The sequence below is a fragment of the Pseudomonas sp. No.117 genome (assembly GCF_054558395.1).
This window is the reverse complement of record NZ_BAAJNP010000005.1, coordinates 248,323-271,188: the sequence shown is the minus strand read 5'-3', so window position 1 is coordinate 271,188 and position 22,866 is coordinate 248,323. Positions and strand designations below refer to the sequence as shown.

22 protein-coding genes are annotated in these 22,866 nt (G+C 67.5%); 7 read left to right on the top strand and 15 right to left on the bottom strand.

The features are described 5' to 3' along the window. The first annotated feature begins 7 nt into the window (after window positions 1-7). On the top strand, window positions 8-1,507 hold the full coding sequence (argH, locus tag ACYJP6_RS14040) for an argininosuccinate lyase (RefSeq protein ID WP_459475617.1): 1,500 nt from the start codon (window positions 8-10) through the stop codon (window positions 1,505-1,507). Then, complete coding sequence (locus tag ACYJP6_RS14035) at window positions 1,504-2,241, top strand: amino acid ABC transporter ATP-binding protein (protein ID WP_459475616.1); 738 nt, start codon at window positions 1,504-1,506, stop codon at window positions 2,239-2,241. The genes argH and ACYJP6_RS14035 overlap by 4 nt, the downstream gene beginning before the upstream one ends. Window positions 2,242-2,285: 44 nt before the next feature. Here ACYJP6_RS14035 and ACYJP6_RS14030 read toward each other — a convergent pair whose 3' ends face one another. The 4 genes from ACYJP6_RS14030 to ACYJP6_RS14015 form a co-directional block, all read right to left on the bottom strand. After that, on the bottom strand, window positions 2,286-3,338 hold the full coding sequence (locus ACYJP6_RS14030) for a lipocalin-like domain-containing protein (protein WP_459475615.1): 1,053 nt from the start codon (window positions 3,336-3,338) through the stop codon (window positions 2,286-2,288). Further along, a complete protein-coding gene (locus ACYJP6_RS14025) occupies window positions 3,328-5,787 on the bottom strand; it encodes an FtsX-like permease family protein (RefSeq protein ID WP_459475614.1) in 2,460 nt (819 codons plus the stop codon). The genes ACYJP6_RS14030 and ACYJP6_RS14025 overlap by 11 nt, the downstream gene beginning before the upstream one ends. Further along, window positions 5,784-6,458, bottom strand: coding sequence for an ABC transporter ATP-binding protein (locus ACYJP6_RS14020; protein ID WP_459475613.1), 675 nt, complete (start codon window positions 6,456-6,458; stop codon window positions 5,784-5,786). The genes ACYJP6_RS14025 and ACYJP6_RS14020 overlap by 4 nt, the downstream gene beginning before the upstream one ends. Window positions 6,459-6,521: 63 nt before the next feature. Further along, window positions 6,522-6,812: a hypothetical protein gene (locus ACYJP6_RS14015; protein ID WP_459475611.1), complete on the bottom strand. Its 291-nt coding sequence runs from the start codon at window positions 6,810-6,812 to the stop codon at window positions 6,522-6,524. Between the two features lie 255 nt (window positions 6,813-7,067). Between ACYJP6_RS14015 and ACYJP6_RS14010 the strand changes: the two genes are divergently transcribed. The 3 genes from ACYJP6_RS14010 to ACYJP6_RS14000 all read left to right on the top strand — a co-directional run bounded on the left by ACYJP6_RS14010 (window position 7,068) and on the right by ACYJP6_RS14000 (window position 8,835). Beyond that, a complete protein-coding gene (locus ACYJP6_RS14010) occupies window positions 7,068-7,841 on the top strand; it encodes an FKBP-type peptidyl-prolyl cis-trans isomerase (protein ID WP_459475610.1) in 774 nt (257 codons plus the stop codon). Window positions 7,842-7,989: 148 nt separating this feature from the next. Then, window positions 7,990-8,454, top strand: a complete 465-nt coding sequence (locus tag ACYJP6_RS14005; protein ID WP_459475609.1) for a YkvA family protein — start codon at window positions 7,990-7,992, stop codon at window positions 8,452-8,454. 6 nt (window positions 8,455-8,460) lie between these two features. Further along, window positions 8,461-8,835 carry a hypothetical protein gene (locus ACYJP6_RS14000; RefSeq protein WP_459475608.1) on the top strand — a complete coding sequence of 125 codons (375 nt, stop codon included), beginning with the start codon at window positions 8,461-8,463 and terminating at the stop codon, window positions 8,833-8,835. Between the two features lie 2 nt (window positions 8,836-8,837). Here ACYJP6_RS14000 and ACYJP6_RS13995 read toward each other — a convergent pair whose 3' ends face one another. Next, entirely contained in the window at window positions 8,838-10,583 is a 1,746-nt protein-coding gene (locus ACYJP6_RS13995; protein ID WP_459475607.1) for a bifunctional diguanylate cyclase/phosphodiesterase, read from the bottom strand. Window positions 10,584-10,675: 92 nt separating this feature from the next. Continuing rightward, the gene (locus ACYJP6_RS13990) at window positions 10,676-12,757 is read right to left on the bottom strand and encodes a carboxy terminal-processing peptidase (RefSeq protein WP_459475606.1); all 2,082 of its coding nucleotides are present in this window, start codon (window positions 12,755-12,757) and stop codon (window positions 10,676-10,678) included. Window positions 12,758-12,994: 237 nt separating this feature from the next. Here ACYJP6_RS13990 and ACYJP6_RS13985 point away from each other — a divergent pair, with 237 nt between their 5' ends. Then, entirely contained in the window at window positions 12,995-13,957 is a 963-nt protein-coding gene (locus ACYJP6_RS13985) for an NAD(P)H-quinone oxidoreductase (protein WP_459475605.1), read from the top strand. A gap of 150 nt (window positions 13,958-14,107) precedes the next feature. On the opposite strand, the gene ACYJP6_RS13980 is transcribed toward ACYJP6_RS13985, so the two are convergent. The 6 genes from ACYJP6_RS13980 to ACYJP6_RS13955 are packed head-to-tail and all read right to left on the bottom strand — an operon-like array spanning window position 14,108 to window position 19,209. After that, window positions 14,108-14,761 (bottom strand): HAD family hydrolase, encoded by a 654-nt coding sequence (locus ACYJP6_RS13980; protein ID WP_459475603.1) that lies wholly within the window; start codon window positions 14,759-14,761, stop codon window positions 14,108-14,110. Continuing rightward, window positions 14,758-15,747 carry an ABC transporter ATP-binding protein gene (locus ACYJP6_RS13975; protein ID WP_459475602.1) on the bottom strand — a complete coding sequence of 330 codons (990 nt, stop codon included), beginning with the start codon at window positions 15,745-15,747 and terminating at the stop codon, window positions 14,758-14,760. Before ACYJP6_RS13975 ends, ACYJP6_RS13980 begins: the two co-directional genes overlap by 4 nt. Further along, entirely contained in the window at window positions 15,744-16,529 is a 786-nt protein-coding gene (locus ACYJP6_RS13970) for an ABC transporter permease (protein ID WP_459475601.1), read from the bottom strand. Before ACYJP6_RS13970 ends, ACYJP6_RS13975 begins: the two co-directional genes overlap by 4 nt. Next, the gene (locus tag ACYJP6_RS13965) at window positions 16,516-17,349 is read right to left on the bottom strand and encodes an ABC transporter permease (protein WP_459475600.1); all 834 of its coding nucleotides are present in this window, start codon (window positions 17,347-17,349) and stop codon (window positions 16,516-16,518) included. The genes ACYJP6_RS13970 and ACYJP6_RS13965 overlap by 14 nt, the downstream gene beginning before the upstream one ends. After that, window positions 17,346-18,143, bottom strand: coding sequence for an alkaline phosphatase family protein (locus ACYJP6_RS13960; RefSeq protein ID WP_459475599.1), 798 nt, complete (start codon window positions 18,141-18,143; stop codon window positions 17,346-17,348). The genes ACYJP6_RS13965 and ACYJP6_RS13960 overlap by 4 nt, the downstream gene beginning before the upstream one ends. Window positions 18,144-18,147: 4 nt before the next feature. Beyond that, window positions 18,148-19,209: an ABC transporter substrate-binding protein gene (locus tag ACYJP6_RS13955; protein ID WP_459475598.1), complete on the bottom strand. Its 1,062-nt coding sequence runs from the start codon at window positions 19,207-19,209 to the stop codon at window positions 18,148-18,150. Window positions 19,210-19,390: 181 nt separating this feature from the next. Between ACYJP6_RS13955 and ACYJP6_RS13950 the strand changes: the two genes are divergently transcribed. After that, window positions 19,391-20,128 carry a UTRA domain-containing protein gene (locus ACYJP6_RS13950; protein WP_459475597.1) on the top strand — a complete coding sequence of 246 codons (738 nt, stop codon included), beginning with the start codon at window positions 19,391-19,393 and terminating at the stop codon, window positions 20,126-20,128. A 7-nt stretch (window positions 20,129-20,135) separates the two neighbouring features. On the opposite strand, the gene ACYJP6_RS13945 is transcribed toward ACYJP6_RS13950, so the two are convergent. From ACYJP6_RS13945 to ACYJP6_RS13935, 3 genes are all read right to left on the bottom strand, one after another. Next, window positions 20,136-21,425: a M18 family aminopeptidase gene (locus tag ACYJP6_RS13945; RefSeq protein ID WP_459475596.1), complete on the bottom strand. Its 1,290-nt coding sequence runs from the start codon at window positions 21,423-21,425 to the stop codon at window positions 20,136-20,138. 88 nt (window positions 21,426-21,513) lie between these two features. Next, window positions 21,514-22,092: a class I SAM-dependent methyltransferase gene (locus ACYJP6_RS13940; RefSeq protein ID WP_459475595.1), complete on the bottom strand. Its 579-nt coding sequence runs from the start codon at window positions 22,090-22,092 to the stop codon at window positions 21,514-21,516. A 49-nt stretch (window positions 22,093-22,141) separates the two neighbouring features. Further along, window positions 22,142-22,777 carry an RluA family pseudouridine synthase gene (locus tag ACYJP6_RS13935; protein ID WP_459475594.1) on the bottom strand — a complete coding sequence of 212 codons (636 nt, stop codon included), beginning with the start codon at window positions 22,775-22,777 and terminating at the stop codon, window positions 22,142-22,144. Window positions 22,778-22,866: the final 89 nt, after the last annotated feature.

Here is a 22,866-nt window from a genome sequence, read left to right as displayed (position 1 = left end):
GCATCCCATGCAAGAATCCAAGGTCAGTCGTCGGCTCCGGGAGGCCACCGCGCCCGAGGTCTGCGACTTCATCTACGCCCCGCGCCTGGCCGGCTTCGCCGAGGGCTTTCCCTATCTGGGTGACGTCAACAAGGCCCATGTGGTGATGCTCGCAGAGCAGGGCCTGATCGACCGCGCCCAGGCCGCCGCCCTGGCGCGTGGCATCCTCGACTTGGAAGCCGCAGGTCCTGGCGCGGTACCCCTCGACCCGCTGCGCGAGGATGCTTACTTCAACTACGAGGCAGCGTTGATCGAACGCCTGGGCGCTGATGTCGGCGGGCGGCTGCACATCGGCCGCAGCCGCAACGACATCCTCGCCACCCTGGATCGTCTGCGCGCCCGGGATGTCCTCGCCGAGGTGTTGGAGACGCTGCAGCAGGTGCGCGCCACGGCCCTGGAAGGTGCCGAGCGGCACGCCACCACGGTCATGCCGGGGCATACCCATCTGCAGCCGGCGCAGCCGATCACCTACGGCTTCTATCTCGCCGGCGTGGCCCAGGCCCTGGAGCGCGACAGCCTGCGCCTGGCCGCCACCCTCGACAGCATGAATCAGAGTCCGCTGGGCGCGGCGGCCTTCGCTGGCACGCCCTTCGCCATCGACCGGGCGCGTACCGCCGAGCTGCTCGGCTTCGACGGCTACCTGGACAATGCCCTGGACGCCGTGGCCTCCCGCGACTTCATTCTCGAAGGCCTGTCGCACCTGAGCCTGCTTGCGGTGTTCTGGAGCCGGGTGGCCCAGGACTATTTCGTCTGGGCCACCCATGAATTCGGCCTGGTGGAGTTTCCCGACAGCGTCGCCGGTACCTCCAGCATCATGCCGCAGAAGAAGAATCCGGTGGTGCTGGAGTACCTCAAGGGTCGCAGTGGCCACATCGCCGGATTGCTGATGGCCGCCACCATGACGGTCAAGGGCACCCACTTCAGCCACAGTGGCGATGCCAATCGCGAAGGCACCCGCGGCTTCTGGGAGGCCGCGGAAGAAAGCCTGCGCTGCCTGCGGCTGTTGGATCTGGTGCTGCGTACGGCGCAGCCCGAGGCCGCGCGCGGACTGGAGCGCAGCGCCCGGGACTTTTCCACCGCTACCGGCCTGGCCGACCTCATCGTGCGCGAGGGCGGGCTGTCGTTCCGCGAGGCGCACCATGTGGTGGGCGCCGTGGTGCGCCAGGCGTTGGACGAGGGACTGCCCGCTTACGCCATCGACAGCGCCATGCTCGACCAGGCCGCCCAGGCGGTGATCGGTCGCCCCCTGGGGCTGGACGCCGCGTGCGTCGGCGAAAGCCTGGACCCCACCGCCAATGTCGCCTCGCGGCAATCGCCCGGCGGTCCTGGTGCCCCGGCGCTGGCCCGGACCCTGGCGGCCGCCCGGGCGCGCCTGACCCTGGAGCGGGAGCGCCAGGAGGCACGGCGCGCGCGGCAGGTGCAGAGCCAGGCGCGCCTGGACGCCAATCTGCGGGCGTTGACCCAATGAGCGCACTGCTGAAGGTACGGGGCCTGAGCAAGAGCTTCGGCGAGCAGGAGATCGTCCGCGGCGTGGACCTGGACGTCGCCGCCGGCGAGGTGGTGGTGGTGATAGGGCCGAGCGGCTCGGGCAAGTCGACCCTCATCCGTTGCCTCAACAGCCTGGAAGAGCCTTCGGCCGGCACCGTGGAGCTGGATGGTGTCCCGGTGCATGCTGGCGACCGCCGCGCCCTGGCGACGCTGCGGCAGAAGGTCGGCATGGTGTTTCAGGACTACACCCTGTTCCCGCATCTTTCGGTGCTGCGCAACCTGACCCTGGCGCCGGTCAAGCTCGGGCGGCTGAGCGCCATCGAGGCCGAGCGCCAGGCACGGGCGCTGCTGGCGCGGGTCGGGCTGGCGCACAAGGCCGACGCCTATCCCGCCGAACTCTCCGGCGGTCAGCAACAGCGGGTAGCCATCGTCCGGGCGCTGGCCCTGCAACCGCAACTGTTGCTGTTCGACGAGCCGACGTCGGCGCTGGACCCGGAAACGGTCAACGAGGTATTGGCGATCATGAAGGACCTGGCTCGCGAGGGCATGACCATGATCGTGGTCACCCACGAGATGGGCTTCGCCCGCGAGGCGGCGGACCGGGTGCTGTTCTTCGATGCGGGCCGCATCCTGGAGAGCGGCGCCCCGGCGCAGCTATTCGAGGCGCCACGGGAAGCCCGCACCCGGCAGTTTCTCGCCAATGTGTTGCACTAGGCTGGCCTTCAAGGCCTTGAGGGCGGACATTTTTCACCTAACGACTAATAACCCGTCATCTCCAGATACCCTACGCCCTTGGCGCTACCCTCCACGCTGACCGGGCCCTCCCAGTAGGGCGTGCCCAGGGCCATCCAGGCGTCGGGATTGACGGCGGCGATACGCAGGTCGACGTTCCGGCCGGGCAGGGCGATGGACCAGCGGACCGGTACCTGGCGGCCGGCCACCGGGTGGGTGGCCAGGGGCGCGAGACGGATGTCGCCGGGATGCAGCGGCTGGTTGTGGCCGTCGGCAGCGATCAGGTTGCCGAACAGGTAATGCTGGCCGTCCGCTTGGCGCAGGCGATAGAGCATCAGCTGGCGACCGTCGTCCAGGTGCAGGGAAAACCAGTCCCAGCCCAGCTGGTCCGCCGCCAGGTGCTGGCTGCTCCATTCGCGGTCCAGCCAAGCCAGCCCCTTGACCGGTACCCGCCGTCCCTCGATCTCCAGTTCGCCCTGGGCCTGGAAAAAGGGTTGGCTGTAGTAGTAGGACGCCTGGCCGCTGGCGGCCTTGCGACTCAAGCCCCCTTCGCCCTGGAGTACCAAGGGGCCGGTGGCGGCAAGCTCGAGGCGGTAGCCAAAGCCCGGCCCCTGGGCCTGGACGCGTGCCTGGCCGGTCAGGTCGCCCTGCAGACGCCAGTCATCGATCCAGGCGGAGAAGGGCGCGGCCGTCACTCCGGCCTGGCCGATCCCGCCACGACCCTGGGTCTGGGCGGCGAACTGCTGTGTTTCGGTGGTAAGGCCGGCGTGGCCCAGCCAGAGATTGCCGTTGCCCCAGCCGGGCTGGTCCGCGCCGGGGCGCAGGGCAGTGCGGAACAGGGTCCACTGCACCCCGTAGCGGTGGCCTTCGGCGTCGCTGAGGTTGGCGGTGACATACCACCACTCGATACGGAAGTCCGGATGGGCGCCGTGATCGACAGGAAAACTGAAGACCTTGCCGGGCACCACCGGGGCGAAGTGCTCACTGCCTTGGCCGAGGCCGGCGAAGCCCTGGGGCGCCGGCTGCTTGTCGCAGCCGGAGAGTAGCAGCAGGAAGACCAGCAGGACCCTAGCGTTCATTGCCGAGTTCTCGCAGCAGATCCAGGGGCTGGCTACGTTGCAGGCGCAGCAGCGGCCAGGCGGCGGCCAACAGGGTCGCCAGCAGGGCGATGGCGGAGAGGGCCAGCAGTTGCCCCGGGAAGACTTGCAACGGCAGGCGCCAGCCGAAGGCCTGGACGTTCACCACCGCCACCAGGCACCAGGCGAGCAGGATGCCCAGCGGAATGGCCAGGGCCAGGGTCAGCAGGGCGAGCCCCAGCAACTGCCCCAGACTCAGCAGGATCAGCCGTGGCCGTTCGATGCCCAGGGCCCAGAGGGGCGCGAGTTGACCAAGGCGTCGCTGCGCCTGGCCCAGCAGGGCGATGAACAGGGCCAGGCCAGCCACCGCCAGGGTCAGGGCGTTCAGCGCGGCGGTCGCGCTGAAGGTGCGCTCGAAGACCTGGTCGGCGTAGCGGCGCAACTGGCCCTGGTCGATGGAGCGACTGGCATCCAGGCCAAAACGCTGCTGCAGGTCGGCGCGCAGGGCATCCACCCGTTCGGGTGCCATGCGGATGACGATCCGGACCAGGCTGGCATCCGGCCAGAGCGCGCGCAGGCGCGGCTGGGGCAGCAGCAGGTGGCCGCGGGGATTGCCGTAGTCGGCATAGGTGGCGAGTATCGGCGCGGACCAGGGACCCAGGCTACCCGGTAGCTCGATCTGCTGCCCCTTGGCCAGGTGCAGCCGCCGGGCCAGTTGCTCGCTGAGCATCACCCCCTCGCCGGCGAAGAACGGCGTCCAGGCATCGCTACCCGCATCGAGCAGCGGCCAGTGCTGGCGATAGAGCGCCTCGTCCATAACCCCGCTCAGGGTCGTGGGCTGGCCTTGCAGCTGGGTCTCCAACTCATAGACCGGTAGCACCGCGCGCACGCTCGCCTGGCGGGGTAGCCAGTCGAGCAGGGCGGCAGCCTGGGTGGCGTTTTCCGGGCGCAGGTAGAGTTCGGCGGCCAGGCGCTGATCGAGCCAGCCATCGAAGGTACGGCGGAAGCCCTCGGTCATGCTGCCGGCGCCGACGTTTGCTGCCAGTGCCAGCAGCAGGGCCATGAGGGCCTGGGACAGCCCGGGGAGCTGCTGGCGGGCGTCGGCCAGGAACCAGCGCGCGAGGGGCCGCCGCGCCCGCTGCATTAGCAGATCCAGCAGCGCACTGAGCAGCGGCGGCAAGGCCAGGGCGGCGGCCAGCAGCAGGCAACCGAGTAGGGCCAGCCCGCTGCCGAGGCTGTCGCCCCCCAGCAGCAGGCCTAGGCCCAGCAGGCCGATCAACAGGGCGCCGCAGGCCTGGCGGCGCAGCCAGCGACCATGGGCGGCGCGCCAGGCTTCGCCCTGGGCCAGGGCCAGCAAGGGCAACCGCGCCGCCCGCCAGAGTCCGTCGGCCCCGGCCAGCAGGGCACCGCCCAGGCTCAGGCCAAGACCGGCCAGCCACCAGGCGGGGCTCAGGGTCAGGGTCCCCGCCACCTCGGCGCCATAGAGGCCGCGCAGGCTGGCCGCGACGTCGGGCAGCAGCAGGGCGGCAAGGGTATAGCCGCTCGCCACGCCCAAGGCGCCTGCCACCAGGGCGATGACGGCCAGCTCCAGGGTCAGCGCCAGGACCAGGGTCCGGGCGGAGAGCCCACAGGCACGCAGGGTGCGCAGCAGGGGGCGACGTTGTTCCAGGGCCAGCCCGGTGGCGGCGTGGACGATGAACAGGCCCACGGCGAAGGCCAGCAGGCCGAGCGCCAGGAGATTGAGGTGGAAGCTCGCGGTCAGGCGGTCCAGTTCGGCGCCCTGGTCGTTCTCCACCCGTAGCAGGCTGACCCCGTCCAGGGCGGGCAGCGCGCGCTGGAAGGTCTTTGGCAGGATCAGCCGGGAGAGCTGCTCCGGCGCCTCCAGCAAACGCTGGGCCTGGCCGATGTCCACTACCAAAGTGCCGGGCGCCAGCCCCGTGCGGGGCTGCAGCGGCGGCAGCGGCAGACCATCGGCCCGCTGCAGCACCGCACCGGCCTGCAGCTGCCATTCACGCAGCGTTTCCGGGGCGACCCAGGTCGCCCCGGCAGGGCTGAGAAAGTCGAACAGGGCCTCGGGCGAGGCACTGGCGGCGATGCCACGGTCGCTGGGCAGGCTGACCGGCTCGATACCGAGCAGCGGCACCGGATGCTCCCGCCCGGCCAGCGCCAGGCGCCCCTGCAGGACCGGCGACACCGGCCACCCCTGGCGCCGCAGGTCGACGAACAGCCGCTGGGCGAAGCGCTGGCCGTCCCGCGCTTCCAGACTGGATTGGTCGGCGCCGAACAGGGCGCTGGCCTGGGCGTAGCTCTGGCGGGCCTGGGCGTTGAGTGCCAGCACGCCGATCAGCAGGGTGGTGGCCAGCCAAAGTCCCGCCACCAGCCCGGCGAGTTGCAGCGGATGCCGCCGCCAGTGGCTGGTGAGGCCGTGCAGGCTCCAGTAGAGCAGTCTCATGCGGAGGCCACGGCAGCGCCCCCGAGGCGTCCTCGTTCCAGGTGCAGCGTGCGATCGAGCTGGCTGGCGATCCGCGCGCTATGGGTCACCATCAGCAGGCTGCTGCCGGTCTCGGCGACCAGCTCCAGCAGCAGCGCCAGGGCCTGGTCGCCACTGCTTTCATCGAGATTGCCGGTCGGTTCGTCCGCGAGCAGCAGGGGCGGCCGCGAGGCGAGGGCCCGGCCCAGGGCCACGCGCTGCTGCTGGCCGCCGGAAAGCTGTTCCGGATAGCGGTCGAGCAGGGCGGCCAGGCCCAGGCGCGCCGCCAATTCACGCTGCCAGGCGGGATCGTGGCGGTCGGCCAGGCGCGCCTGGAAGGCGAGGTTGTCCGCCACGCTGAGACTGGCGATGAGGTTGAATTGCTGGAAGATCAGCCCGATGCCCGCGCGGCGCCAGGCCGCCAGGCCGCGTTCGTCGAGGCTGGACAGCTCGCGATTGGCGGCCACGATGCGCCCCCGATCAGGGCGGTCGAGGCCGGCCACCAGGTGCAGCAGGGTGCTTTTGCCACTGCCGGACTCGCCCATGAGCGCGAGGCTGGCACCGCGGGCGAGGCTGAGATCCACGCCACGCAGGACCGGCAACGGTCCCTGGGGCGTCGGGTAGCTCTTGTGTAGATCGGTGATGCTCAGCATCGCGCCTCCCGCGCCGGTCGTCATCTGCAGTCGACCGAGGTCCGGCGGCGACGTTCAGCGCCGCTAGCCGCGCTTGCCCTTGGCCTGGCCGGCCTTCGCCTCGCCCTCGCGTTGCAGGCGCTCGCACTTGCGCACCATGGCGAGGTAGTAAACGGCGCTGCCGGCGAAGAGGATGATGGGCAGCGCCAGGGACATCACCAGCAGATCGCCGGGGAAGGCGGTCGGCACCCAGTGGTGATAGAGCAGGATGCCGATACCCAGCAATACCGAGTACAGCAGGCCGTAGCCACCGGCCTTGCGTGATTCGCGGGCGAGGTCGAGAGGCGAGCGATTGAGGTCGTTGGGCTCGAACATGGAAGTCTCTGGCAGGCACTGAGGAAGGCGCTAGTCTAGCGCCTGGACTCGCGCCGGTCGCCTCCAGTCAGGCGACCCGGACAAGACCTCGCAGGGCATGCCTGCACCTCGTTCACGCGATGTTCAGGCAGACATAAGCTTGAAATCTTATCCTTTGCAGCCATTTAGAGGCCTGGCGATGGCAAGCGAGCAGGTCTCCTTGTAAGCTCGATCAGTTATTTGAACGCGCACAATGCGCACGGATAAGGAATCAACATGAAACAGTATCGGTTGGCAGCAGCGGTGGCCCTGGTGGGTCTGGTTCTGAGCGGCTGCGACTCCAAGCCCAAGGTCGAGCTGGAAAGCCCGGCCCAGAAGGCGTCCTACGGCATCGGCCTGAACATGGGCAAGAGTCTGGCCCAGGAAGGTATCGATGACCTGGATCCCAAGGCCGTCGCCCTGGGTATCGAGGACGCGGTAGGCAAGAAGGACCAGAAGCTGACCGATCAGCAGCTCACCGAAGCCTTCGCCGCCCTGCAGAAGCGTGCCGAAGAGAAGATGACCAAGGTCAGCGAAGACAACGCCAAGGCCGGCAAGAAGTTCCTCGAAGAGAACGGCAAGAAGCCTGGCGTGATCACCACCGCCTCCGGCCTGCAGTACGAAGTGGTCAAGAAGGCCGATGGCCCGCAGCCCAAGCCCACCGACGTGGTCACCGTGCACTACGAGGGCAAGCTGGTCGACGGCACCGTGTTCGACAGCTCCATCAAGCGCGGCACCCCGATCGACCTGCCGGTCAACGGCGTGATCCCGGGCTGGGTCGAGGCGCTGCAACTGATGCACGTCGGCGAGAAGATCAAGCTCTACATCCCCTCCGAGCTGGCCTATGGCGCCCAGAGCCCGAGCCCGGCGATTCCGGCCAACTCCGTGCTGGTGTTCGACCTGGAACTGCTCGGCATCAAGGACGCCGCCGCCGCGGACGCCGAGGATGCCCCGCCGGCACCGGCCGCCGATGCTCCGGCTGCTGCCGAAAAGGCCCCGGCCAAGAAGTAAGACGGACCCCGTCCGCCGACGCCCTGCTTTGCAGGGCGTTTTACATTGGGCGGTGGGAAACCCGCGCCTAGCGGCGTGATCAAAGCAGGGGTGCGTAGCCTTCGGTCCCATCGGGCCGCGCCCGGTCTTTCCCACCTGCGAGGTACTCATGAAGCCGCCGAAGAATTTTGATCGCTACCTTGGCCTGGCCCAGCGCCTGCTGATCCGCGGGCGGTTGCCGGCGCTGCTGCTGGGCGTCGCGCGCAAGACCAGCAAGCGCGGCCTCAAGCTGGGCGAAGCGCGCGACACCCTGAGTCTGTTCCATCAGCTGCTGCTGGCCTGGTGGCGGGGCGAATACCGCGGAGTGAGTCGCAAGACGCTGCTGACTGTCGCTGGCGGTCTGGTCTACTTCCTGCTGCCCATAGATCTCATTCCGGACTGGGTGCCCATGTTCGGTCTGTTCGACGACCTTGCCGTGCTGGCCTGGGTCGGCAAGGCCTGCAGCGATGAGCTGGACGGCTTTCGGGCCTGGCGCGCCAACCGCACCGCAAGCCAGCAGGCGGCCCTGGCGGCCCTGCCCGACAAACACGAGCGCGCCGCCCCGGGTGTCGCCCTCGACCAGTTGCGAGATTGACCGGGCTTGAGTGTACGCATCAGTCGCCAGCACTGGCTGGCCTTGCTCGATGAACTGGAAAGCGCCCGGCGCAGCCGTAGCCTGCTGACCTACCGCTCGGTGATCGAACGGCTGGGGCTACCCCAGCCGGCCATGGTGACCCTCACCACCGCCCTGGAGTACCTGGCGGCCCTCGACCGACGCGAAGGCCGGCCACTGCGCAGTGCGCTGGTGGTCAGCCAGAGCGGCACCCGCATTCCCCGCGAAGGTTTCTTCGACTGCGCCCTGCGACTGGGTGCCCTGGAAGGTTCGCCGCAGGTGAGCGATGCGGTTAGCTGGCATGCGGCCGAGGTCACCCGGGTGTTCGAGCACCGCTATCCGGACCATCGCCTGGAAAGCTAGGCTCAGGCGCGCATCAGGTGCAGGCTGTAGCCGGGTACCTTCTTGGCGTTGCGCTTGGCTTCCGAGGCCAGTCCGGCCAGGCCGCTGGCGTCGACGCGCTGGCCGGCGTCCCGGTCCAGCTCCACCACGCCGAGAGAGAGCGATAGCAGCGGGTACTCCCGGCGGCGCCCGTCCCTGTCGTAGGCGAGGAAACAGCCGGCTTCCAGGTGCTCGCTGCGATAGAAGTGCCGGCACCGTTCCTGGAAGGCCGCCATCAGGCCATTCAGCCGGCGCCGCCAGTCCGTCGAACCGAGCACCACCAGAAAGTCGTCCCCGCCGATATGGCCGACGAAATCCTGCTGCGGATCCAGGCGCTCGGACAGGGTCTGGGCTAGGCAGAGCAGCACCTCGTCACCCTTGGCATAGCCATAGAGGTCGTTGAACGGCTTGAAGCCATCGATATCGACATAGCACACCACCGCCTCCCGGCGCTGGTCGAGCAAGCGGGTCAGGCATTGCTGGATGGGCACGTTGCCGGGCAGCTGGGTCAGGGGATTGGCATGCTTGGCCTGCTGGATGCGTTGCTCGGTGATCAGGCGCAGGACATCCATCACCCGGCCGACGCCGACATAGCGGCCACCCTCGGTGATGATGAAATCCTCCTCGATACGCTGGCGGGCACGCGCGGTGAGCAGGCGGCTGACCTGTTGCAGGGACTGGCTCGACTCGGTGGCCAGGAAGTCCTGGCTCATCAACCGGGCGATGGGCTTGCGGGCGAACACCTCGTGGGCGAAAGGCTTGAGTAGCGCCGAACTGAGCTCGTGGTGATGGACGATGCCCACCGGAAGATCATCCTCGTCCACCACCGCCAGGGTGTTGAGGTTGGGCTGCAGGCGGAAGCGCTCCAGGACGTCGAGGATCAGCATGTCCTGGCCGACCGCCACCTGTTCCACCCGCAGGCTGGCCACCGTGGTCGACTCCTCGGCGAGATCCGCGCTGCGGGTGACCATCGCCGGCAGCAGGGTCTGGATCTCCCGCGGCGGCGTCGCGGTGGGGCGGCCCAGCAGATAGCCCTGGACCAGGTCGATCCCCATGCTCGCCAGGGTCGAGAGTTCTTCGTGGGTCTCGATTCCCTCGGCGATGACCTGCGCCCGCGACGCTTCGGCCATCTTCAGGATGGAGCCGACGAATTCGCGTTTCACCGCGTCGCGATGGATGGATTCGATGAAGTGCCGATCAATCTTGACGAAATCCGGGCGAAGTTCCGACCAGCGCCTCAGGCTGGAATAGCCCGCGCCGAGATCGTCCAGGGCGATGGAAAAGCCCATGGCCCGGTAGTGGTGCAGGGCCGTGGCCAGCAGGGCGAAGTCATCGATGGGCGCCTGCTCGGTGAGTTCGATCACCACCTGGGCCGGTGAGAGACCCAGCCGCTGCAGCAGCTTGAGCGTCTGGCCCGACTGATGCGCCGGTTCCAGCAGGGTTTCCGGACAGACGTTGAGGAACAGCAGGCCGTCCAGCGCCAGGTCGCGAAAGCCCTGGCAGGACTGCTGGCGCGCGGCGATCTCCAGTTCGGACAGGCGGCCGGTCTGGCGGGCAGTGGCGTAGAGCGGCAGGGGAGAGTGCAGGGGGGTGTTGGACGCACCGCGGATCAGCGCCTCGTAGCCGAGGATGCGTCTTTCGCTCAGCGAAACGATGGGTTGAAAGAGCGAATGCAACTCGCGGTTGGCAAGAATGCGGTCCAGCACTCCAGCCTGGTCGTTAAGCGTCATGGTCAGCCTGCAGGAACCCGAAAACGAAAATGCCCGGGGGCCGCACATGGCGGCCCCCGGGCATTTCACGACAGACAGATGACGCTTTGATGTCAGCGCTTGGGCGGCGTCTGGCTCAGGTCGAGATAGTCCAGCAGCACATGGCCCGATTCCATCAGGTAGGCGTCGTCCTGGGGCTTGGTCTTGTCATCGTCGATCGCCGGATTGTCCTCGTCGATCTTCTTCAGCTCCTTGAGCGGTGCCTCGCCCTTGCCCTGGCGGCGCTGGTTTTCCATGGCCAGCTGGCGGTTGTCCAGCGCGGTCTGCTCGGCGCGACGCTTCTGCTCGTCGAGGCTGACGGTGGTGTCGGCCGCCAGCTCCTGGGCCAGCTTCAGCCGCTCGCGGGCGAAGATGAAGTCGGGATCCTTCTGGGCGCGGGCATCATGCCGCTTGACCAGCTCCGCCAGATAGGGCGCGAAGGGGTCAGTCAGGCCGGTCACCGCCGGGGCGATGGTGTCCCAGGGCATGGAGTCGGGCAGGGCGCTCTCGCCGATCTGCTTGGTATCCACCACCGCCGGGTAGTCGATGTCCGGCAGCACGCCCTGGTGCTGGGTGCTCTGGCCGGAGACGCGATAGAACTTGGCGATGGTCAGCTTGAGTTCGCCATGGTTCAGCGGCTGGATGGTCTGCACGGTGCCCTTGCCGAAGGTCTGGCCGCCAACGATCAGCGCCCGGTGATAGTCCTGCATGGCACCGGCGAAGATTTCCGATGCCGAGGCGGAGAGACGATTCACCAGCACGGTCAGCGGACCCTTGTAGAAGGCGCCGCCTTCGTCGTCGGCCAGCACCTCGACCTTGCCGTCGCCGTTGCGCACCAGCACGGTGGGGCCCTGGTCGATGAACAGGCCGGTCAGCTCGGTGGCTTCCTGCAGCGAGCCCCCGCCGTTGTTGCGCAGGTCGATGACGATGCCGTCGACCTTTTCCTTCTGCAGCTCGCCGATGAGCTTCTTCACGTCACGCGTGGTGCTCTTGTAGTTCGGGTCGCCGGCGCGATAGGCCTTGAAGTCGAGGTAGAAGGCCGGCACGTCGATCACGCCGAGCTTGTAATGCTTGCCCTCGTGGGGCACGTCGATGACGTGCTTCTGGGCGGCCTGCTCCTCGAGCTTGACCGCCTCGCGGGTGATGGCGACCACCTTGGTCTTCTGGTCGTTCGGCGCGTTGCTGGCCGGGATGATTTCCAGCCGCACCTTGGAGCCCTTGGGTCCGCGGATCAGCTTGACCACCTCGTCCAGGCGCCAGCCGATCACGTCGACCATCTCGCCGTCGCCCTGGGCGACGCCGACGATCTTGTCCGCCGGGGCGATCTGCTTGGACTTGTCCGCCGGGCCGGCCGGGACCAGGCGCAGGATCTGCACATAGTCGTTGTCGTTCTGCAGCACCGCGCCGATGCCTTCGAGCGACAGGCTCATGTTGATGTCGAAGTTCTCCGCGCTTTCCGGCGAGAGATACTGGGTGTGCGGATCGTAGGACTCGGCGAAGGCGTTGATGTAGGTCTGGAAGACGTCTTCGCTGCGGGTCTGGTTAAGACGCGCCAGCTGGTTCTTGTATCTCTTGGTCAGTTGCTGCTGGATCTGCTGGTCGGTCTTGCCGGACAGGCGCAGCCGCAGCACCTCGTCCTTGAGCTTGCGATGCCAGAGGTCATCCAGGGCCGCGGTGTCCGCCGGCCAGGGCGCCTTCTCGCGGTTGGTGTTGAAGGACTCGTCGACGGTGAAGTCGAGCTTGCCGATGCCGGCGTTGAGCAGCCCCAGGCCGTAGTTGAGTCGCTCGGTCATACGCTGGGCATAGCGGCGATAGATGGCGAAGCCCGGTTCGAGGTTGCCCTGCTTGAGATAGTCGTCGAAGCGCGTGCGCGAGGCATCGAATTCGCGGATGTCGGCGGCGTTGAAATACAGCCGCGCGGGATCAAGCATCTTCAGATAGCTGTCGTAGATCTTGATCGACTGGGCATCGTTGAGCGGCGGCTTGCTGTAATGATGGCGCTTGAGCAGCTCGACGATGTTGAGGCTGGCGATGACCTGGTCGCGGTCGGGTTGCAGCTTGTCGACACCGACCGGTGAGTTGGACTTGGCGAAGAGGGGAGTTGCGCTGACGCCAAGCAGGACAACGAGGGCGGTACGGGACAAGAGCTGCTTCATGTGTATTCGACTAATGCACGGAAAGGAATAGGCTATAGGCCCTTCCCGGCCCGGGCGGTTCCGCGGCCAGGGGAAGTATGAGGGGCGCTGACGAAAGTCGTCTGACGGCGGTCTGAAGGGAAGCGGCAAGCGGAAGGGGTAGCTGAGACAGCCCTACGTCTTCCGGTCCGCTCGACTCCCGCAGAACCCGCCGGCGCAGGCGCTTTTCGTCAAAGCCTGAGCCACTATGGAGGCACCGTGAACGCATTGCAAGGTATCGAAGGGCAACTGGAATGGCAGTCACTGAGCGCTCGCGCTCTGGCGCCCGGGGAAATCCGCATCAAGGTGGCGGCCGCCGGTCTCAACCGCGCCGACCTGCTGCAATTGGCGGGCAACTATCCGCCGCCGCCCGGCGCCCCGGCCACCCTGGGTCTGGAATGCGCCGGGGTGGTCAGCGAGACCACCGCCGAGTCGCGCTGGCAGGTGGGTGACCGGGTCTGCGCCCTGTTGGCGGGTGGCGGCATGGCCAGCGAGGTGGTGGTGGATGGCCGCCAGGCCGCATCCGTGCCGGAGGGCCTGTCGCTGATCGAGGCGGCGGCGCTGCCCGAGGTCTGGGCGACCGCCTGGAGCAATCTGTTCGACCTGGCCGCCCTGCAGCCCGGCGAGAAGGTGCTGCTGCACGCTGGCGCCAGTGGCGTCGGCTCGGCCGCCATCCAGCTGTGCAAGGCCTTCGGCAATCCCTGCTGGGTCAGCGTCGGCTCCCAGGAGCGCCTAGCCCACTGCGAGCGACTCGGCGCCGAAGGCGGGGTGCTGCGCAAGACCGATCTGGAAGGGCTGCGTGACTTCGCTCCCTTCAACGTCATCCTCGATCCGGTCGGCGCAGGCTATGCGCCGCTCAACCTGGACCTGCTGGGGCAGGATGGCCGCTGGGTGCTGATCGGCCTCATGGGCGGTCGCGAAGCGGAACTGGATTTCGCCAAGGTCCTCGGCAAGCGCATCCGCATCATAGGTTCGACCCTGCGCAACCGATCCGTCGAATTCAAGGCCAAGACCCTGAGATCGCTGGAAGCCAAGGTCTGGCCGCTGTTCGCCGAGGGCAAGCTGGCGGTCAACCTGGAGCGCCGCTTCTCCGCCCAGAACGCCGAGGCCGCCTTTGCCGCGTTGGAAAGCAACGAGGTGAACGGCAAGGTGGTGCTGGTGTTGGACGAAGGGCTGGCGTAGCGCCGCTCTAGGTGGGCCGTAGGTTGGGTTGAGCGCAGCGAAGCCCAACGGGTCTTGCGCGGAGCCGGCCATGTTGGACTTCGACGGTGGAGCCGTCTCAACCCAACCTACGGAAGCCTTGGCAACCCTTAGGCGCGGCCGCGATGCGGGTTACCGCCAGCTGAGGATCGGCCAGCCGGCCTGTGTTGCGCGCTCACGCAATACCGGGTCCGGGTTGACCACGTGCGGCTTGCCCACTGCTTCGAGCAGCGGCAGGTCGTTGCGCGAGTCGGAGTAGAAGCTGGCGGTGGCCAGCAGGCTGCGGTCACCGTTGAGCAGCTCCAGCAGGCGGGTCAGCTTGCCTTCGCGATAGGTCATGACGCCCTCCACCTGACCGCTGTAGACGCCATGGCTGACCTGCAGGTCGATGGCCAGCACCTCTTCCACGCCCAGCCGCTCGGCGATGGGCTCCACCAGGTGCACCCCGGAGGCCGAGACGATGATCACCCGGTCGCCGGCCGCGCGGTGGGCGGCGATGCACTTCATGGCGTCGCTGAAGATCAGGGGTTCGATGACGTCCTCGACCCAGGGGCCGACCTCGAAGTCCACTTCCTCTGGAGTGCGGCCGACCAGGGGTTCGAGGTGGAAGGCCATGTAGTCTTCCATGGCCAGCTCGCCCTGGGCATAGGCCGCCATGAGCTCGCCGTCGCGGCGCACGAAGGATTCGCGGTCGACCCAGCCGAGCACGCCCAGCTGTTGGCTCCAGAGGCTGGAACAGTCACCGTCGATGAGGGTTTCGTCGAGATCGAAAATCGCCAGGGTCATGCCACTTCTCTCAGGCTGTCGGAATCGACAGCCAGGGTGACGCCTGTGCCGTTCGGCTGCAAGGCCGACGGGCCGTGGTTGAGAACGTCGACATTGAGTTCGCAGGCCTCGGTGGCGATGCGGTAGCGGATGACATTGCCCAGCAGGCTGTGGCCGACGATACGGCCGGCGATGCCGCCAGGGACGCCGAGGCGGATGGCCTCGGGGCGAATCGCCACCTGGCGCTGGAAGGCGTGGCCGAACAGGCGACTGGCCTGGTCGGCGCTGAGCAGGTTGTAGTTGCCGATGAAGCCAGCGGCGAAGGCGTCCACCGGGGCGGTGTAGAGGGTTTCGGCATCGCCGCTCTGGACGATCCGGCCTTCGCGCATCAGCACGATGCGGTCGGACAGGGTGAGGGCCTCTTCCTGGTCGTGGGTGACGAACACCGTGGTCAGGCCCAGCTCCTGCTGGATGGCGCGGATCTGTTCGCGCAGGTGGCGCCGGATACGGGCATCCAGCGCCGAGAGGGGTTCGTCCAGCAGCAGCAGCCGCGGCCGCACGATTAGCGAGCGGGCCAGGGCCACCCGTTGGCACTGCCCACCGGACAGCTGGTGCGGATAGCGTTCGGCGAAGCCTGTCAGTTCCACCAGGGTCAGCGCCTCGGTCACCCGCTGGCGCACCTCGTCCCGCGCCAGGCGCTGCATGCGCAGGCCGAAGGCGACGTTCTGTTCCACCGTCATGTTGGGAAACAGCGCATAGCTCTGGAACACCATGGCGATGCCGCGGCGCTGGGGAGACAGCGTAGTGATGTCCTGGCCCGCCAGCACGATGCTGCCGCGGTCGACCTCGGTGAGGCCGGCCAGGCAGCGCAGCAGGGTGGACTTGCCGCAGCCCGAGGGGCCGAGCAGGGTGACCAGTTCGCCTTGTTCCGCGTGGAATTCGATGTCGGTGAACAGGGTGTTGGCGCCGTAGCGCTTGTGCAGTCCCTTGACCGCGAGATAGCTCATGTCCGCTCCCGATTCAGGCGATTGGCGATCCAGGTCATCAGCAGTACCGCGAGGAAATAGGAGATGACCAGGGCACTGGTGAGGTGGCCGCTACCGTTGCGCAGGTTGTAGAGATAGATCTGCAGCGTCTCGTAACGCGTGCCCACCAGCAGGTTGGCGAAGACGAATTCGCCGATGAGAAAGGAGAAGGACAGGAACAGCGCCACCATCAGCCCCGTGCGCAGGTTGGGCAGGATCACCAGCAGCGCGGCGCGCCAGGAGCTGGCGCCGAGCAGGTGGGCGGCGTCCATCAGGTCGCGCAGGTTGAGCGCCTGCAGGTTGTTGCTGATGGCGCGGTACATGAAGGGCAGGGCGATGGTGAAGTAGCAGAACACCAGGATCCAGGGGGTGCCGGTCAGCGGCAGCGGCCCACTGGCATAGAGCTGGAGCAGCCCGACCGCCGAGACCACCGGTGGCACGGCGAAGGGCAGCAGGATCAGCACGTTCATCAGGGCGTCCAGCCGCGGGAAGTGATAGGCGATGGCGAACATGGCCGGCAGGATCAGCACGCAGGACAGCGCCAGGGCGCCGAAGCAGATCGCCAGGGAGCGGCCGAAGGCGGCGAGGAAGCGCGGGTCGCTCCACAGCTGCAGGTACCACTTGAGGGTGAAGCCGGCCGGCAGCAGGGTCGCCGACCACTGGGTGGCCAGCGAATAGACCAGCGTCGCCGCCAGGGGCGCGACCAGGATCAGGAACAGCAGCCAGACCACCAGGCGATGATAGAGGCGCTCAGCTCTGGACATGGCGACTCCGCTTCAGCAGCCACTGGTGGACGAGGGTGATGAGGGTCATGAAGGCCACCAGCAGCATGGCCAGGGCCGCGGCCAGGTTGGGCTCCAGATAGATGTCGCCGGATACCAGGGCGGCGATGCGCACCGGCACCACATTGAAGTTGCCCACGGTGAGGGCATAGACGGTGGCATAGGCGCCCAGGGCGTTGGCCAGCAGGATGATGAAGGTGCCGACCAGCGCCGGACTCAGCACCGGCAAGCCGATGTGTCGCCAGTATTGCCAGGTTCCGGCACCCAGCAGCGCTGCCGCGTCGCGCCAGTCCTGCTTGAGGGCTTCGAAGGCGGGGAACAGCAACAGGACGCCGAGGGGAATCTGGAAGTAGGTATAGATGAGGATCAGCCCGCCCTTGGTGTAGAGGTTGAAGCCTTCGATCAGGCCCAGCTGCTTGAGCGCCAGGGTCAGGCAGCCGTTGATGCCCAGCAGGATGATGAAGGCGAAGGCCAGTGGCACCCCGGCGAAATTGCTGGTCATGTTGGTGAAAGCCACCACGAAGCCGCGCAGGCGCGAGTCCACGCGGGTCAGCGAATAGGCGCCGACCAGGGCGATGAGCAGCCCGCAGACGCTGGACCAGAGCGAGATCTCCAGGGAAAAGCGGATGGCCTGCAGATAGAAGGGCGAACCCAGGATCTCGCCATAGTTGGCCAGGCCCCAACCGCTTTCGCTGGAGTTGAAGCTGTTCAGGGCGATCCAGGCCAGGGGCGCCAGCTGGAAGGCGCCGAACACCATCAGGAAGGGCAGGATCAGCAGCAGGGCGAGCCAGGGGCGCTTCATGCCAGCAGGTCCTGGCAGCGGGGTTTGTCATGGGTGAGGCCGAGCAGGCTGCACACCGTGCCGCAGATCTCCACCTGGCGCGGCGCGGCGTCCGCCAGGGAGAAGCCCTGGCCGAAGACGAATAGCGGCACCTCGCGCTCTTCCGGCAGCATCCCGCCATGGCTGCGGTCGTCGTTCATGCCATGGTCGGCGGTCACCAGTACCTGGTAGCCGGCGTCAAGCCAGGCCGGCAGGTAGTGGGACAGCAGGCCATCGGCACGGCGCGCGGCATTGCGGTACTCCGGACTGGACAGGCCGTGCTTGTGGCCGGCGTCGTCGATGTTCATCGGATGCACCAGCAGGATGTCCGGCGCATGGACCAGGCGCAGGTGCTCGGCATCGTCGAATAGGTGGGAATCCGGGTAGTGATCGGCGTAGTAGAAGTGGCCGTGCTGGATCGGCAGGGCGGGATCACTGACGTGTCTGTCGCGCGCCGGATCGAAGGGGCTGTGATTGTAGAGTTCGCTGACCCAGTGATAGGCGGCGGCCGCGGTGGTGAGCCCGGCGGCTCGGGCCAGATGGAAGAGACTCGTCTGGTTGGAGAGTCGATCCACGCCGTTGTGGACGATGCCACTGCGCACCGGCGGTACGCCGGTGAGCAGGCATTCGTAGAGCGGGCGGGAGAGCGAGGGCAGCTCGCACTCCAGGCGATAGAGGCGACCCTGGCCGGCCAGGCACAGGGCCTGGAGAAAGCCGAGTCCATGCTCGGCGACTCTCAGGGCGAGTCCGTCCAGGACGACCAGGATGACCTTCATGACATCACTGCTGCATGTTGATCAGGACGCGCTCCTGCCACAGCCGCGGCAGGCGCTTGGAGGTCTCTTCCCAGGCCTTGGCGTCGGCGATGGGACGCGCCTTGGCATACTGCGCCTGGGGCAGCAGCTTGGCCTGCACCTCGGCCGGCAGGGTCAGGTGCTCGGCGCGGATCGGCCGGGCATAGCCCTGGGCCAGGTTGATCTGGCCGGCATCGGAGAAGATGTACTCCCGGGCCAGCTTGGCGGCGTTGGGATGCTTGGCGTACTTGTTGATGATGGTGGTGTAGCCGGAGGTCACCGAGCCATCGGACGGGATCAGCACCTCGAAGCGCGAGCGGTCGATCTGGTCGCGATAGTTCAGGGCGTTGAAGTCCCAGACCACCCCGACTTCCACTTCGCCCTTCTCGATGTTCGCCACCACCGGATTGGTGAAGGACAGTCGACCCTGCTTGGCCAGCTTGGCGAAGAAGTCCAGCGCCGGCTGGATGTTCTTCTCGTCGCCGCCGTTGGCGTAGGCCGCTGCCAGGACGCCGCTCACCGCCTGGGAGGCGGCGCTGACGTCGCCGATGGTGACCTTGTAGTTGCCCTTGAGCAGGTCGGCCCAGGAATGGGGTATGTCCTTGACCGTCTGCTTGTTGACGATGAAGGCGATGGTCCCGGTGTAGGCCAGCGCCCAGTGGCCGTCGCTGTCCTTGGCCCAGCTCGGTACCTGGTCCCAGGTACTGGGCTTGTAGGGCTGGGTAACACCCTTCTGCACGGCGATGGGGCCGAAGGAAGCACCCACGTCGCCGATGTCGGCGGACGCGTTCTCCCCCTCGGCGGCGAACTTGGCGATCTCCTGGGCCGAGCTCATGTCGGTATCCTGGTGCTTGAGCCCGTATTTCTGTGCCAGGTCCTGCCAGGTGCCTTTCCAGTTCGCCCAGGTATCGGGCATGCCGACGCTGTTCACCTCGCCTTCCTTGCGGGCGGCTGCTTCGAGGTCTTTGAGATCGGTGGGAGCGGCGAGGGCGGTACCGGCCTGTACCGCAACGGCAGTGGCCAACAGGGAAGCGAGCAGACGGGTCATACAGGTGCTCCAGGGTGAGGGCTTGGTCTAGTTCAGCAAGACACAGGCCAATCTAGGAGTCAGGTATGACGATTTGATGGCAAAGCGCCCGCCGCTTGCGGTGGCACGCGCACTGCAGTCGTCACCTGACGGTCATCTGGCCGTCCTAGTCTCATTCAAAACCCTTGCGGAGGCGTTCCGGGTGCACCAATCCGATACTGGTCTAGTCCAAAGAAGTGCGCCCGGTGCCGGCGCCATCCGCCAGGCGCTGCAGGAGCAGATCGCCCACGGCTTGCTGCCCGCCATGGAAAGGTTGCCCTCCGAGCGACAACTGAGCGAACTCTTCGCCACTACCCGGATCACCCTGCGCGACGCCCTGTTGCAACTGGAAGCCCTGGGGCTGATCTATCGCGAGGAGCGGCGTGGCTGGTTCGTCGCACCCCCGCGGGTCGCCTACAACCCGCTGGCGCGGACTCACTTCCATGCCATGGTGGAGGCCCAGGGGCGCCGCCCGGCCACCGAGGTGTTGGCGGCGCGGCAGATGCTGGCTTCGGCGGAGGTGTGCCGGCTGCTGGAGTTGCCGGCGCTGTCCAGCGTCTACCAGATCCGGCGGGTCCGGCGCATCGATGGGCGGCTGGTGCTCTACGTCGAGCACTATCTGAATGCCGCCTATTTTCCCGGCCTGCTGGAACACGATCTGCAGCTTTCCCTCACCGAGCTGTATCGCGACCACTACGACATCCGCTACGGCGAGGTGCGCTTCGAGATCCTGCCCACGGCCTTGCTGCCGGAGGCGGCCCTGGCACTGCGGGCGGCCCAGGGCAGTCCGGCCTTGCACATCACCCGCATCAATCACGACCAGCAGGGCCGGCTGATCGACTGCGACCTGGAATTCTGGCGGCATGACGCCATCCAGGTCAGGGTCGAGGTGCCTAACTAGCCGGGGCTCAGAGCGGCAGCTCGGAGCTGGCGTAGAAGGCCGTCAGCACCTTGATCAGATAGCCCAGGTCGTGGCTGCCGGCCAGCTCGCGGATGGAGTGCATAGCGAAGGTCGGCAGGCCGATGTCGACGGTGCGCACGCCCAGCTGCCCGGCGGTGAGCGGGCCGATGGTGGAACCGCAACCCATGTCGCTGCGCACCACGAAGCTTTGCACCGGGACCTCTTCGCGCTGGCAGAGATCGCGGAAGAAAGCCGCGGTCTCGCTGCTGGTGGCGTAGCGCTGGTTGGCGTTCACCTTGATCACCGGTCCGGCGTTCAGCCGCGGGCCATGGTTGCCGTCGTGCTTGTCGGCATAGTTGGGATGCACGCCGTGGGCGTTGTCCGCGGAGATCAGCAGGGAGCGCTGGATCGTCCGGGTGTAGGCGTCCCCGGCAGGCAGCAGTCGCTGCAGCACCTGCTCCAGGAAGGGGCCATCGGCGCCACAGCAGGAAGTGGAACCCACTTCTTCGTGGTCGGTGCAGACCAGCACGGCGTTCTCGTCGCCGTCGCTGGCCAGCAGGGCTTGCAGCCCGGCGTAGCAGGACAGCAGGTTGTCCAGGCGGGCGGCGGCGATGAAGTCGTCGTCCAGGCCGACCAGGGCGGCGGGCTGGACGTCATAGAAGCTCAGCTCGAAATCCAGTACCTCGGCATTGCCGATGCCGTGCTCCTGCTGCAGGCGCGCGGCCAGCAGCACGCGGAAGTCGCGGCGCTCGCCAGCGGGGACCTGCGCCAGGATCGGCGGCAATTCGTTCTGGGCATTGATGGCCCAGCCCTGGTTGGCCTCGCGGTTGAGGTGGATGGCCAGGTTGGGAATGATCGCCAGCGGCTTGCGGAAGTCCACCAGGCGGCTCTGCACGCGTCCCTCGACGCGGAAGGTCACCCGCCCGGCCAGGGAGAGGTCGCGGTCGAACCAGGGGGCCATCAGCAGGCCGCCGTAGACTTCCACGCCGAGCTGCCAGAAGCCCTGGCGATAGAGCTCCGGCTGGGGCTTGACCTTGAGACAGGGGCTGTCGGTGTGGGCGCCGACCAGGCGCAGGCCGCGCTCCAGCGGTTGGCCACCGAGGCGCACGGCGATCAGCGAGGAATCGTTGCGGGTGACGTAGTAGCGCCCACCGGGCTGCACGGACCAGCTTTCCCGTTCGTCCAGCCGCTGGTAGCCGGCGGCTTCGAGGCGGCTGGCGAGGCTGGCGGTGGCATGGAAGGGGGTGGGGGAACTGGAGAGGAAATCGACGAGGCCTTGGATCTGATCGGTACTCATGAATGACTCCGGACGACGAGGCGTCCAGTCTAGGTTCTGCACCCGGGGGAGTCGAGCCTGCCGCCCAGGCGCAGCGGGCCCGGGGCGCTCAGCGCCGACGCAGCACCAGGTGATGGATATGCCAGTGCTTGGGCCGGCCGCCGGCGGTCCGGCCGTCTTCTTCCTCTTCGAGGTGCTGCAGGACCTCCCAGTCCTGCAGCAGCCGCTGCAGGTCGGCGGGCATTACCACGGTCACCCCCTTGTTCGCCCAGCTGTCCTTCTCACCGAAGAGCTGGCCGCAGAAGAGACCTCCCGGGCGGGTCGCCGCGGTGATCCGCGTCCAGAGGTCGAGGAACTGGGTCGGCTGGCAGAAGGGCAGGGCGAAGCTGGAATTGACCAGCCCATACCGGGTCAGCGCCAGCGATTCGAAGCGGGCCTGCCGCAGTTCCAGCTGGGCGTGCAGGGATTCCGGCGCGCGCTGCCGGAGTTCTGCCAGGGCTTCGGCCTCGGCGTCCACCGCCAGGACCTGCCAGCCGCGTTCCAGCAGCGTCAGGGTATCGCGCCCGGTGCCACAGCCCAGGTCCAGCGCGATCCCCGGCGGCCCTGGCCACAGCGCCAGCGCCTGCAGCAGGGTGTCACGCGGACCGCCGCCCGCGGTGGCGGCGTAGTAGGACGTCCAGTGCGACAAGGGCAGCGCTCCTCCGGGGCAGGTCGGTAGGCCAGGGCCCGCCAGCAGGTCAGAAGGGCGCGGGACTGGTGAAACTCATCCGCTCGCCCGAGGTGGGATGGGTGAGCGTCAGCAGGCTGGCATGCAGGCAGAGGCGCGGCCGGAGCGCCAGCGCCTCGCCCTGGGCATAGAGCTGATCGCCCAGCAGGGGATGGCCGATGCTCAGCATATGGACGCGCAGCTGGTGGGAACGGCCGGTGATGGGGGTGAGCTCGACCCGGCTGTAGCGGCCGTGGCGTTCCAGCACCTGCCAGAAGGTCAGGGCATGGCGCCCCAGTTCGTGGTCGACCACGTGGCGCGGCTTGGTCGGCGGATCGTAGCGCAGCGGCAACTCGATCCGGCCGCTGTTGGCGTCCGGTTCGCCCCAGCAGAGGGCGGTGTAGGCCTTTTCCGTCTCCCGGTCGTGGAATTGCCGCGACAGCTCGCGGTGGCTGTCGGCATCCCGTGCCAGCACGATGACACCGGAGGTCTCCCAGTCCAGGCGGTGCACGATGCGCGCCTCGGGATAGCCGTTTTCCTGCAGGCGGGTCACCAGGCAGTCGCGATTGTCCTCGGCGCGGCCGGGTACCGAGAGCAGCAGGGTAGGCTTGTCGACCACCAGCAGGGCGTCGTCCTGGTGGATGATACGGATGTTGGACAGGGGCATGGGGTTCCTAGGGGCCTGGATTCGAAGCGCCGCGACCCGGCTTGGCCGGGGCAGAGGATTCGACGTGGCCCAAACGCCAACGGCGGCCC